Annotated in this window: 9 protein-coding genes and 1 pseudogene; 8 read left to right on the top strand and 2 right to left on the bottom strand. The window is 72.6% G+C overall.

Annotated elements, in window-relative coordinates:
* Positions 1-5 precede the first annotated feature (5 nt).
* From tkt to ACZ5CZ_RS23690, 7 genes are read left to right on the top strand one after another with little or no spacing between them, the layout of a single operon-like run.
* Entirely contained in the window at positions 6-2,081 is a 2,076-nt protein-coding gene (gene tkt / locus ACZ5CZ_RS23720) for a transketolase (protein ID WP_468945728.1), read from the top strand.
* A 48-nt stretch (positions 2,082-2,129) separates the two neighbouring features.
* On the top strand, positions 2,130-3,266 hold the full coding sequence (gene tal, locus ACZ5CZ_RS23715; RefSeq protein ID WP_385848044.1) for a transaldolase: 1,137 nt from the start codon (positions 2,130-2,132) through the stop codon (positions 3,264-3,266).
* On the top strand, positions 3,263-4,852 hold the full coding sequence (gene zwf / locus ACZ5CZ_RS23710) for a glucose-6-phosphate dehydrogenase (RefSeq protein ID WP_385848045.1): 1,590 nt from the start codon (positions 3,263-3,265) through the stop codon (positions 4,850-4,852). The genes tal and zwf overlap by 4 nt, the downstream gene beginning before the upstream one ends.
* The gene (opcA, locus tag ACZ5CZ_RS23705; protein ID WP_468945725.1) at positions 4,849-5,775 is read left to right on the top strand and encodes a glucose-6-phosphate dehydrogenase assembly protein OpcA; all 927 of its coding nucleotides are present in this window, start codon (positions 4,849-4,851) and stop codon (positions 5,773-5,775) included. The genes zwf and opcA overlap by 4 nt, the downstream gene beginning before the upstream one ends.
* A 1-nt stretch (position 5,776) precedes the next feature.
* Positions 5,777-7,435: a glucose-6-phosphate isomerase gene (gene pgi, locus ACZ5CZ_RS23700; protein ID WP_468945722.1), complete on the top strand. Its 1,659-nt coding sequence runs from the start codon at positions 5,777-5,779 to the stop codon at positions 7,433-7,435.
* A 2-nt stretch (positions 7,436-7,437) separates the two neighbouring features.
* Positions 7,438-8,316, top strand: a complete 879-nt coding sequence (gene gnd, locus ACZ5CZ_RS23695; protein WP_385848049.1) for a phosphogluconate dehydrogenase (NAD(+)-dependent, decarboxylating) — start codon at positions 7,438-7,440, stop codon at positions 8,314-8,316.
* A gap of 1 nt (position 8,317) precedes the next feature.
* Positions 8,318-8,911 (top strand): histidine phosphatase family protein, encoded by a 594-nt coding sequence (locus tag ACZ5CZ_RS23690; protein ID WP_385848050.1) that lies wholly within the window; start codon positions 8,318-8,320, stop codon positions 8,909-8,911.
* Positions 8,912-8,941: 30 nt separating this feature from the next.
* Here the strand turns inward: ACZ5CZ_RS23690 and ACZ5CZ_RS23685 are convergent, their stop codons facing one another.
* A complete protein-coding gene (locus ACZ5CZ_RS23685; RefSeq protein ID WP_468946004.1) occupies positions 8,942-10,708 on the bottom strand; it encodes an ArnT family glycosyltransferase in 1,767 nt (588 codons plus the stop codon).
* Positions 10,709-12,196: 1,488 nt separating this feature from the next.
* Between ACZ5CZ_RS23685 and ACZ5CZ_RS23680 the strand changes: the two genes are divergently transcribed.
* Positions 12,197-12,844: a TetR/AcrR family transcriptional regulator gene (locus tag ACZ5CZ_RS23680; RefSeq protein WP_468945718.1), complete on the top strand. Its 648-nt coding sequence runs from the start codon at positions 12,197-12,199 to the stop codon at positions 12,842-12,844.
* A 30-nt stretch (positions 12,845-12,874) separates the two neighbouring features.
* On the opposite strand, the pseudogene ACZ5CZ_RS23675 reads toward ACZ5CZ_RS23680, so the two are convergent.
* A pseudogene (locus ACZ5CZ_RS23675) lies at positions 12,875-13,024 on the bottom strand (NAD-dependent malic enzyme); the annotation flags it as partial.

The following is a 13,024-nucleotide window of genomic DNA, read 5'->3' as shown; positions in this document are numbered from 1 at the left end:
TGAAGATGAGCACGCAGACTTCCGACGGTTTCGAGTGGACCGACCTGGACCGGCGTGCCGTGGACACGGCCCGTCTGCTGGCCGCCGACGCGGTGCAGAAGGTCGGCAACGGCCACCCGGGCACCGCGATGAGCCTGGCGCCTGCCGCGTACACGATCTTTCAGAAGGTGATGCGTCATGATCCGGCCGACCCGGAGTGGGCCGGCCGTGACCGCTTCGTGCTGTCCCCCGGCCACACCTCGCTGACCCTCTACACGCAGCTGTTCCTGGCCGGGTACGAGCTGGAGCTGGACGACCTGAAGGCCTTCCGGACGCAGGGCTCGAAGACGCCGGGCCACCCGGAGTACGGGCACACCGCCGGGGTCGAGACCACCACGGGTCCGCTCGGCCAGGGTGTCGCCAACGCGGTCGGCATGGCGATGGCGGCCCGCTACGAGCGCGGCCTGTTCGATCCGGAGGCCCCCGCGGGCACCTCCCCCTTCGACCACACCGTCTGGGCGATCGTCTCGGACGGCGACCTGGAGGAGGGCGTCTCCGCCGAGGCCTCCTCGCTGGCCGGCCATCAGAAGCTCGGCAACCTGGTCTTCCTCTACGACGACAACCACATCTCCATCGAGGGCGACACGGCGACCGCCTTCTCGGAGGACGTGCTGAAGCGGTACGAGGCCTACGGCTGGCACACCCAGCGCATCGAGCCCACCCCCGAGGGCGACGTGGACGTACGGGCCCTGCACGCGGCGCTGAAGGCCGCGCAGGCGGAGACCGAGCGGCCGTCGATCATCGCGATGCGCACGATCATCGCCTGGCCGGCCCCGAACGCGCAGAACACCGAGGCCTCCCACGGCTCGGCGCTCGGCGCGGAGGAGATCGCCGCCACCAAGCGCGTGCTCGGCTTCGACCCCGAGCAGACCTTCCAGGTCGAGGACGAGGTCATCGCCCACACCCGGCGGGCCCTGGACCGGGGTGCCGAGGCGCACGCGGCCTGGGAGAAGCGGATCGCCGAGTGGCGCACGGCCCAGCCGGCGCGGGCCGAGCTGTTCGACCGCGTCAGCAAGGGCGAGCTGCCCGCCGGCTGGGAGGACGCGCTGCCCGTCTTCGAGGAGGGCCGGTCCGTCGCCACCCGTGCCGCCTCCGGCAAGGTGCTCCAGGCGCTCGGCCCGGTGATCCCCGAGCTGTGGGGCGGCTCCGCCGACCTCGCCGGGTCGAACAACACCACCATCGACAAGGCCAGCTCCTTCCTGCCGAAGGGCAACCCGCTGCCGGAGGCCGACCCGTACGGCCGTACCGTCCACTTCGGCATCCGCGAGTTCTCCATGGCCGCGGAGATGAACGGCATCGCCCTGCACGGCAACACCCGGATCTACGGCGGCACCTTCCTGGTGTTCTCCGACTACATGCGCAACGCGGTGCGGATGGCGGCGCTGATGCAGCTGCCGGTGACGTACGTGTGGACGCACGACTCCATCGGTCTGGGCGAGGACGGCCCGACCCACCAGCCGGTGGAGCACCTGGCCTCGCTGCGCGCCATCCCGGGCCTGAACGTCGTCCGCCCGGCCGACGCCAACGAGACCGCGATCGCCTGGGCCGAGATCCTGAAGAGGCACGCCACCGACCCCGCCCCGCACGGGCTCGCGCTCACCCGCCAGGGCGTGCCGGTCTACGCGCCGAACGCCGACGCGGCCAAGGGCGGCTATGTGCTGCGCGAGTCCTCGACGGAGGTCCCAGAGGTGATCATCATCGCGACGGGCTCCGAGGTGCAGCTGGCCGTGGCCGCCCGCGAGCTGCTGGAGGCCGAGGGCACGGGCACCCGCGTGGTGTCGATGCCGTCGGTGGAGTGGTTCGAGGAGCAGCCCCGCGCGTACCGCGAGAGCGTGCTGCCGCCCGCCGTGAAGGCCCGGGTCGCGGTGGAGGCCGGGATCGGCCTGACCTGGTACCGGTACGTGGGTGACGCGGGGCGGATCGTCTCGCTCGAACACTTCGGTGCCTCCGCCGACGCCACGACCCTCTTCACCGAGTTCGGCTTCACCCCCGAGAACGTCGCCGCCACGGCCCGCGAGTCGCTCGCCGCCGCGCGCGCCTGACCCCGACGCCCGACTCCTTCCCGAGAGAAAGAAAGAAAGACGATCACTGTGACCGAAGCAATCGCGACCCCGGGAGCCCTCAAGCGCCTCGCCGACGAGGGCGTGTCGATCTGGCTCGACGACCTGTCGCGCAAGCGGATCACCTCGGGCGGCCTCGCCGAGCTGGTGGCGAACGGAAGCGCCGTCGGCGTCACCACCAACCCCTCGATCTTCCAGGCCGCCATTGGCTCCGGCGAGGGGTACGAGGAGCAGCTCACCGACCTCGCCGTACGCGGTGTGACGGTGGACGAGGCCGTGCGGATGATGACGACCGCCGACGTGCGCGCCGCCGCGGACATCCTGCGCCCGGTGTACGACCGCACGGACGGCCGCGACGGCCGGGTCTCCATCGAGGTCGACCCGCGTCTTGCCCACGACACCCGGGCGACCGTCGCCGAGGCCAAGCAGCTGGCCTGGCTGGTCGACCGCCCCAACGTGATGATCAAGATCCCGGCGACCGAGGCGGGCCTGCCGGCGATCACCGAGGTCATCGGCCTCGGCATCAGCGTCAACGTCACGCTGATCTTCTCCCTGGAGCGCTACCGCGCGGTCATGGACGCCTACCTGGCCGGTCTGGAGAAGGCCCGGGAGCGCGGCCTGGACCTGTCGCTGATCCACTCCGTGGCGTCCTTCTTCGTCTCCCGGGTCGACTCCGAGATCGACAAGCGTCTGGACGGCATCGGCACCGACGAGGCCCTCGCCCTCAAGGGCCGCGCGGCCCTCGCCAACGCCCGGCTCGCCTACGAGGCCTACGAGGAGGTCTTCGGCTCCGCGCGGTGGCTGGCGCTGGCCGGGGCGAAGGCGAACAAGCAGCGTCCGCTGTGGGCGTCCACCGGGGTGAAGGATCCCGCGTACAAGGACACTCTGTACGTGGACGAACTGGTCGCGCCGGGCACCGTCAACACCATGCCGGAGGCCACGCTGAACGCCGTCGCCGACCACGGCGAGATCACCGGTGACACGGTCACCGGCGGCTATGCGCAGGCCCGCGCCGACCTGGCCGCCGTCGAGCGGCTCGGCATCTCCTACGACGAGGTCGTCCAGCAGCTGGAGGACGAGGGCGTCGCCAAGTTCGAGGTGGCCTGGCAGGACCTGCTGGACGCCGTCACGACGTCCCTGAAGAGCAAGGGAGCTGACGCCCGATGACCGACAACGCATCCGCAGCCCAGGCGGCGCCCGAGGAGGTGCGCGTACCGGTTCTCCCGGCCGCCGACTGGGTCAACCCGCTCCGGGACGCCCGCGACCGCCGGCTGCCGCGCATCGCCGGCCCGTCCGGGCTGGTCATCTTCGGTGTGACCGGTGACCTGTCCCGCAAGAAGCTGATGCCGGCCGTGTACGACCTGGCCAACCGCGGTCTGCTGCCGCCGGGCTTCTCCCTGGTCGGCTTCGCCCGCCGGGAGTGGGAGGACCAGGACTTCGCGCAGGTCGTCCACGACTCCGTGCGCGAGCACTCCCGCACCCCCTTCCGCGAGGAGGTGTGGCAGCAGCTCGCCGAGGGCATGCGGTTCATCCCCGGCGACTTCGACGACGACACCGCGTTCAAGCAGCTCAAGGACGCCGTCGAGGAGCTGGACGCCTCCCGCGGCACCGGCGGCAACTTCGCGTTCTACCTCTCGGTGCCGCCGAAGTTCTTCCCGAAGGTCGTGCAGCAGCTGAAGAAGCACGGCCTGGCCACTCCGCCCGAGGGCTCCTGGCGGCGCGCGGTCATCGAGAAGCCCTTCGGCCACGACCTCGCCAGCGCCCGCGAGCTGAACGCGATCGTGCACGACGTGTTCGAGCCGGACCAGGTGTTCCGGATCGACCACTACCTGGGCAAGGAGACCGTCCAGAACATCCTGGCGCTGCGCTTCGCCAACCAGATGTACGAGCCGATCTGGAACCGGTCGTACGTCGACCATGTGCAGATCACCATGGCCGAGGACATCGGCATCGGCGGCCGCGCCGGCTACTACGACGGCATCGGCGCCGCCCGTGACGTCATCCAGAACCACCTGCTCCAGCTGCTCGCGCTGACCGCAATGGAGGAGCCCATCGCGTTCGACGCGGAGGCGCTGCTCACCGAGAAGCTGAAGGTGCTGAAGTCGGTGCGGCTGCCCGAGGACCTGGGCGGGCACACCGTGCGCGGGCAGTACGCGGGCGGCTGGCAGGGCGGCGAGAAGGTCCTCGGCTACCTCGAGGAGGACGGCATCGACCCGAAGTCGAAGACCGACACCTTCGCGGCGATCAAGCTGGGCATCGACAACCGCCGCTGGGCGGGCGTCCCCTTCTATCTGCGCACCGGCAAGCGGCTCGGCCGCCGCGTGACGGAGATCGCGGTGGTCTTCAAACGCGCCCCGCACTCCCCCTTCGACTCCACGGCGACCGAGGAGCTGGGGCAGAACGCGATCGTGATCCGGGTCCAGCCGGACGAGGGCATGACCGTGCGGTTCGGCTCCAAGGTGCCGGGCACTTCGATGGAGATCCGGGACGTGTCCATGGACTTCGCGTACGGCGAGTCGTTCACGGAGTCCAGCCCGGAGGCGTACGAGCGGCTCATCCTGGACGTGCTGCTCGGCGACGCCAACCTCTTCCCGCGCACGGAGGAGGTCGAGGAGTCCTGGAAGATCCTCGATCCGATCGAGGAGTACTGGGCGGCGCACGGCCGGCCGGCGCAGTACGCGTCGGGCAGCTGGGGACCGAGGGAAGCCGACGAGATGCTCGCACGAGACGGACGGAGCTGGCGCAGGCCATGAAGATCGACCTGACCGACACCACGGCAAGCAAGATCAACAAGGCGCTGGTGGAGGGCCGCCGCGCGATCGGCACACCCGCCGTGGGCATGGTCCTGACGATGGTCATCGTCACGGACGAGGAGAACGCCTACGACTCGCTGAAGGCCGCCGAGGACGCCTCCCGCGAGCACCCCTCGCGCACCCTGGTGGTGATCAAGCGGCAGGCCCGCACCCTGCGCGACCGCACCCACTCCCGGCTGGACGCCGAGGTCCGGGTCGGCTCCGAGGCCGGCACCGGCGAGACCGTCGTGCTGCGCACCTACGGCGAGGCCTCCGACCACGCCGACTCGGTGGTGCTGCCGCTGCTGCTGCCGGACGCCCCGGTGGTCGTGTGGTGGCCGGGGGACGCGCCCGACGCCCCCTCCAAGGACCCGCTGGGGGTGCTGGCCCAGCGCCGGATCACCGACCTGTACGCGGTCGAGCGGCCGCTGGAGGTGCTGGAGACCCGGATGCGCAACTACGCGCCCGGCGACACCGACCTCGCCTGGACCCGGCTCACCCCGTGGCGCTCGATGCTGGCCGCCGCGCTGGACCAGGCGCGGGCGCGGATCACCTCGGCCGCCGTCGAGGCGGAGGCCGACAACCCCAGCGCCGAGCTGCTCGCCCGCTGGCTGGAGGCCCGCCTCGGCGTCGCTGTGGAGCGCGTGGTCACCACCGGGCCGGTCGTCACCGCCGTACGCCTGGGTACCGCCGACGGCGAGATCGTCATCGACCGCCCCGAGGGCCCGCTCGCCACGCTGTCCCTGCCGGGCCAGCCGCCGCGCACCCTCGCCCTGAAGGTCCGCGCCACCTCCGAACTCATCGCCGAGGAGCTGCGCCGCCTCGACGCCGACGAGATGTACGCCATCGCCCTCCAGGGCGTGGCCGCCAAGGAGACCGCCTGAGATGGCCCAGTCAAATTCCCCCAAGCTCACCCAGCGGCCCGAGTGGACCGCGCTCGCCGACCACCGCGCCCAGGGACAGCCGCAGCTGCGCGAGCTGTTCGCCGCGGACCCGGGCCGCGCCGAGCGGTACGTCGTCCGGGTCGGCGACCTCCACATCGACTACAGCAAGCACCTGATCACCGACGAGACCCTGGCCCTGCTCCAGGAACTCGCCACGGCCACCGACGTGTTCGGGCTGCGGGACGCCATGTTCCGCGGCGAGCGGATCAACCTCACCGAGGACCGGGCGGTGCTGCACACCGCGCTGCGCGCCCCGCGGGACGCGGTGATCGAGGTCGACGGCGAGAACGTCGTACCCAAGGTGCACGCGGTGCTGGACAGGATGGCCCGCTTCGCCGACCGGGTCCGCTCCGGCGAGTGGACCGGCCACACCGGCAAGCGCATCAGGAACGTCGTCAACATCGGCATCGGCGGCTCCGACCTCGGCCCCGCGATGGCCTACGAGGCGCTGCGCCCGTTCACCGCGCGGGAGTTGACGTTCCGGTTCGTGTCCAACGTGGACGGCGCCGACCTGCACGAGGCCACCCGCGACCTGGACCCGGCGGAGACGCTGTTCATCGTCGCGTCCAAGACGTTCACCACGATCGAGACGATCACCAACGCGACCTCCGCCCGGACGTGGCTGCTCGACGGCCTGGACGGCGAGGAGAAGGCGGTCGCCAGGCACTTCGTGGCACTGTCGACCAACGCCGAGAAGGTCACCGGGTTCGGGATCGACCCGGAGAACATGTTCGAGTTCTGGGACTGGGTCGGCGGCCGCTACTCGTACGACTCCGCGATCGGCCTGTCCCTGATGATCGCCATCGGGCCGGACCGCTTCCGGGAGATGCTCGACGGCTTCCGGATCGTCGACGACCACTTCCGCACCGCCCCGGCCGAGGCCAACGCCCCGCTGCTGCTGGGCCTGCTGGGCATCTGGTACGGCAACTTCCACGACGCCCAGTCGCACGCGGTGCTGCCGTACAGCCACTACCTGTCCAAGTTCACCGCCTACCTCCAGCAGCTGGACATGGAGTCCAACGGCAAGTCGGTGCAGCGGGACGGGGAGCCCGTGGACTGGCAGACCGGGCCGGTCGTCTGGGGCACCCCGGGCACCAACGGCCAGCACGCCTACTACCAGTTGATCCACCAGGGCACCAAGCTGATCCCGGCCGACTTCATCGGCTTCGCCCGCCCGGTCGCCGAGCTGAGCCCCGAACTCGCGGCCCAGCACGACCTGCTGATGGCCAACTTCTTCGCCCAGACCCAGGCGCTCGCCTTCGGCAAGACCGCCGACGAGGTCCGCGCGGAGGGCGTCGCCGAGGAGCAGGTGGCCCACCGCACCTTCCGCGGCAACCACCCGACCACGACCGTCCTCGCCGCCGAGCTGACCCCGTCGGTACTCGGCCAGCTGATCGCCCTCTACGAGCACAAGGTGTTCGTGCAGGGCGCGGTGTGGAACATCGACTCCTTCGACCAGTGGGGCGTCGAGCTCGGCAAGGTGTTGGCCAAGCGGGTGGAACCGGCCCTGACCGAGGGCGCCCACGTGCCCGGTCTCGACCCGTCCACCACGGCCCTCGTCGCCGCCTACCGCACTCTCAAGAACGCATCGGAGAACTGATCATGCAGCTCGGCCTCATCGGTCTCGGCAAGATGGGCGGCAACATGCGCGAGCGCATCCGCCGCGCCGGCCACACCGTCATCGGCTACGACCGCAACCCCGACGTCACCGACGTCAAGAGCCTCGAGGAACTGGTCGCCAAGCTGGACGCGCCCCGCCATGTGTGGGTGATGGTGCCCGCGGGCACCGCCACCCAGACCGTCATCGACGAGCTGGGCGACCTGCTGGAGCCCGGCGACACGGTGATCGACGGCGGCAACTCCCGCTGGACCGACGACGAGAAGCACGCCGCCGCGCTCGGCATCAAGGGCATCGGCTTCGTCGACGCCGGTGTCTCCGGCGGTGTGTGGGGCTTGCAGAACGGCTACGCGCTCATGGTCGGCGGCGACCGGCAGCACGTGGAACCGCTCCAGCCGATCTTCGACGCGCTCAAGCCGGAGGGTCCGTACGGCTATGTCCACGCGGGCCGGGTCGGCGCCGGGCACTTCTCCAAGATGGTCCACAACGGCATCGAGTACGCCATGATGCAGGCCTACGCCGAGGGCTGGGAGCTGCTGGAGAAGGTCCACTCCGTGGAGAACGTCCGCGAGGTGTTCCGCTCCTGGCAGGAGGGCACCGTCATCCGCTCCTGGCTGCTGGACCTCGCGGTCAACGCCCTCGACGAGGACGAGCACCTGGAGCAGCTGCGCGGCTACGCGGAGGACTCCGGCGAGGGCCGCTGGACCGTCGAGGCGGCCATCGACAACGCGGTACCGCTCCCGGCGATCACCGCCTCGCTGTTCGCCCGGTTCGCCTCCCGGCAGGACGACTCCCCCCAGATGAAGATGATCGCGGCGCTGCGCAACCAGTTCGGCGGACACGCGGTGGAGAAGAAGGACTGACGTGGGCGATCTGCTGCTGGTCCGGCACGGCGAGACCGAGTGGAGCCTGACGGGCCGGCACACCAGTTTCACCGACCTGCCCCTGACCCGGCACGGTGAGGAGCAGGCCAAGTCGCTGGCCCCGCTGCTGTCCGGGCGGACCTTCGCACTCGCGCTGACCAGCCCGCTCCAGCGGGCGGTCCGCACCGCGGAACTCGCGGGCGTGACCGGGGCCGTACCCGACCCCGAGCTGCACGAGTGGCACTACGGCGGCTACGAGGGAATCACCACCGTGGACATCCACCGCGGCCGCCCGGACTGGGACCTGTGGCTGCACGGCGTTCCGGCGGGAGCGGAGGGCCAGCCGGGCGAGTCCCCGGCCGAGGTCGGCGACCGCGCCGACCGGGTGCTCGCCCGGGTGGACGCGGCCCTCGCCGGCGGGGGCGGCGATGTGGTGCTCGTCGCGCACGCCCACTTCCTGCGGGTGCTCACCGCGCGCAGGCTGGGCCTGCCGCCCGCCGAGGGCCGGCTCTTCCAGCTGGCGACCGGCACGCTCAGCCGGCTGTCCACCGAGCACGGCCGCCCGGTGATCGCCGAGTGGAACGTGCGGCCGTAGTACGGGAGTTGTGCTGCTCTCCGGCCCGGGTCACCGCGTGTGGCCCGGGCCGCAGTCGTACAGCAGCCGGGACCGGTCGGCGGGGTCGTAGGCGGCCGCGGGGACCGGCGTGCAGTGGGCGGCGGTCCAGCGGAGCAGCGCCGCGGCCGGGGTGCGCTCGGTGAGGGAGCGGGCGGTGAGCACGACATAGCGGAGCCGTCCGGTGTCCAGGAGGCGGTGGAAGTCGGCCGGGGCCGGGTACGGGACACGGCCGGTGTAGCCGCCCAGCGGCAGGACGGGGGCGTCGGCGGCGATGACGTACGGCGCGGCCGCCTGCCAGCCCGGCAGCGCGGCCAGATAGCGGGCACCGCCGCGGTGCGTGGTCAGCCAGCCGAGCAGCCGCCGGTGCTGGGGGCCCAGCGTGGCCAGGGTGGTGTCGCCGCGGACGCTGGTGGGTCCGACCCGGCCGAAGCTGCCGGGCTGGTTGTAGCGGAGGGACAGCGCGGACGCCGACCACACCGCCGGGACCAGCAGCACGGCCGCGAGCCCCACGGCGAACGCGGCCCGGCGGCGGGCACCGGCCAGCGCGAGGGCGAGCAGGCACAGGCCGGCCGCGAAGAACGCGGACCAGCCGGCGAAGTGCGGGTAGTGCAGCGCCAGCGCCACGCACCAGCCGACGTTGACGGCGAGCACCGCGGGCAGCGCCCGGGAGCGGCGGGCCCGTACGGCTCCGACGGCGGCCCACGCGGACAGGGCGGCCGCCACGACCCCCATGTAGTAGGTGTGGCCGGTCACGCTGCCGAAGGTGAACACGGTGAAGAACGTCGCCAGCCAGCCGCCCCACAGCACCTGGCCGGCGAGCAGCGGGTCGGTGCGCGGCACCCTGCGGCGGCGCACCGCCAGCACCGCGGCGGCCAGCCCGAACGCGGCCAGCGGATACAGCCACCCGGTCTGGCTGGCCAGGCCGGGGCTGAACATCTTGCCGACACCGTCGCCCATGCCCGGCGGCACCCGGCCGGCCGCGTGCGCCGCCCGGCTCGCGACGATGCTGCCGGTGCCGGCCGCGTCGACCCCGACGGCGTGGAAGCGGGTGAGGAAGTTGTAGCCGACGACCAGCGCGAACGGCGAGTCGTCCGTGGTGCCGTCGAGATACGGCCGGGCTCCGGCCGGGGTCAGCGCGGCCACCAGCATCCAGGACAGCGACACCGCCACGGTCACCGCACCGGCCAGGGCCGTATGGGCGAGCCGGCGGCGCCGGGTGGCGGGCGCGGCGACGAGATAGGTCGCGGCCAGCGCGGGCAGCACCGCCCAGGCCTCCAGCATCTTGCACTGGAAGGCGAGGCCGACCCAGACCCCGGCGAGCAGCAGGGTCCGCGGGCGGGCCCGGACAGTGGCGCGCCAGGTGGCCTCGGCGGCCAGCAGCAGAAGCAGCAGGAACGGCGCGTCCTCGGTGACCGAGCGGCCGAGGCCCACGGTGACCGGGGTCAGCGCCAGGAACAGGGCGGCCAGCAGCCCGGCCGGGACACCGGCCCAGCGGCGCACCAGCAGATGGAGCAGCAGCACACAGCCGGTCATCTCCAGCGCCTGCGGCACCACCAGCGCCCACGGGTGAAAGCCGAACAGCAGCGCGGACAGGGCCTGCGGCCACAGGAACCCGGGCAGCTTGTCCAGCGTGATGGAGGACGCCGGGTCGAAGGAGCCGTAGAAAAAAGCGGCCGGGCTCCCGGTCATGCTGCGCACGGCGCTCGCGTAGAACGGGTGGTAGGTGCTGTGATCCAGCCCCCACAGGCACAGTACGGCGGTGAGCGCGACGATCACCGCGAGCAACGCCCGCTCATGGCGTGCGACGCGCGTGCGCCCGCCTGCGGCAGGCTCCGGCGATGGTCGGCCGGGGGCCAGACCTGGGGCCGCAGCAGGCTCCGGCGATGGTCGGCCGGGGCCCGCTCCCACGGCGGCAGCCGACTCCGGCGCTCGTCGGCTGGAATCCGGCCCCAGGGCCGCAGCCGCCTCCGGCGATGGTCGGCCGGGGTGCGGGCCCAGGGCCGCAGCAGGCTCCGCGAGCCCGCGATCAGAGTCCGGGCCCACGGTCGCAGCCGACTCCGGCGCTCGGCGGCCGGGGACCGGCCCCAGGACCGCAGCCGCCTCCGGCCATGGTCGGCCGGGGTGCGAACCCAAGGTCGCAGCCGACTCCGGCGCTCGGCGGCCGGGGACCGGCCCCAGGGCCGCAGCAGGCTCCGGGAGCCCTCGACCGGAGTCCGGACCCGCGCCCGCGGCGGCCTCCGGCGACCGCCGGTCCGGGCGCGAACCCACACCCACGGCAAGCTCCGACGACCTTCGGCCAGGGCCCGCCCCCACGGCCGCAGCCGACTCGGGCAATCGCCGGCCGGGGTGCGGGCCCAGCGCCGGAGGAGGCTCCGGCGGCCGTCGGCCGGGGACCGGCCCCAAGGCCGCAGCAGGCTCCGGGAGCCCCCGACCGGAGTCCGGCTCCACGGTGGCAGCGGGCTCCGGACGCCCCCGACCGGAGTCCCGGTCCAGGGCCGCAGCAGGCTCCGGTAGCTGGCGGCCGGAATCTTGCTCCACAGCCGCAGCGGGCTCAGACGGCCTTCGCCCGGAGTCCGCAGCCGCAGCCGCAGCATGCTCCGGCGGCCGGCGGTCGGAGTGGGGGCGTGCGGCCTCGGTGGGTTCCGCGGGGTGTCGGTCGGGGGGCGGCATGAGTGGCCTTCCGGGCGCTTCGGGGATCTCCTGGCCCGGACGCTGGGCAGGCCCCGGCCGCGGCTGAGTATCGGCCGCCGCGCCCCCCCGGGACCGGCCCGCCGGGCCGCGTCTCACCGAGGTCTCACCAGGGGTTCACCGGGCCCTTCTCCGGGACCGGTGCCGTTCACCGCGCGGGCCGCCGGACGTCCCGAAGCGTTCACTACGCGGGTCACTGGGGTCCCGGCCCCTTCACCAGGCGGGCCACTGGGGTCCCGGCCCCTTCACCACCCGGGCCACCAGGGTCCCGGACCCCTCACCACGCTGGCCACTGGGGTCCCGGCCCCTTCACCACCCGGGCCACCAGGGTCCCGGACCCCTCACCACGCTGGCCACTGGGGTCCCGAACCCCTCACCACGCCGGCCGCCAAACGTCCCGAACTCCTCACCGCGTGGGCCGTCGGGGGCCCGGGCCGGGAGGCGGGCTGCTTGGGCGGGGGCTGGAGGGGGGCCGGGGGGCTGCTTCTAGAATCACCGGCACGCGTGTGCGTGTGCCCCGGAATCACCGGCACGGTATGCGTGCGCCCCGGCAGCCCGCCGCCCCGAAGGAATCCGATGACGAGCGTCGAAGAACCGGTACGACCCGCCGGGCGGCTGCGTGATGCCGCCCGGACCCGGGGCGAGATCCTCGACGTGGCCACGGAGGAGTTCGCCCGGGCCGGCTACGACGGTGCCCGCGTCGACGAGATTGCGGCCCGTACCCGCACCACCAAGCGGATGATCTACTACTACTTCGGCGGCAAGGAACAGCTGTTCGCGGCCGTGCTGGAGCGGGCGTACGGGGTGATCCGCGAGGCCGGGCAGCGGCTGGACGTGGAGCACCTGGACCCGGTCGCGGCGATCCGGCGCCTCGCCGAGCTGGTCTTCGACCACCATGAGCGGCATCCCGACTTCGTCCGCCTGGTCGGTACCGGGAACATCGCGGCCGCCGGGAAGCCCGGCCGGACCGAGTGCCCCGCGCTGGAGGCGATCCGCCGGGCCCTGGCCCACGGACAGGCGTCGGGGCTGTTCAGGGCCGGTATCGACGCGGTCGATCTGTACGCGATGATCAGCTCGTTCTGCGTCTTCCGGGTCGCCGGCCGGCACACCTTCGGCGCCCTGTTCGGCCGGGACCTGCTGGACCCGGCGCGACGGGAGCAGCAACGGGCCATGCTGGGCGACATGGTGATCGCCTATCTGACGGAGGAGCGCCCCGGCGGCTGACGCCGGGGCCGACCGACCGTGCCCGGCCGGTCAGGCGCTCTGCCGCACCACGTCGCGGACGGCTCCGGCGACGGCGCCCGCGACTTTGTCGTTGAAGACGCTGGGGATGATGTAGTTCGGGTTCAGCTCGTCCTCGCCGACCACGTCCGCCAGCGCCTGCGCGGCCGCCAGCATCATCTC

The organism is Streptomyces sp. NPDC031418 (assembly GCF_055581605.1).
The sequence above is the reverse complement of the archived record's forward strand: the minus strand, read 5'-3'. Positions and strand labels throughout refer to the sequence as shown.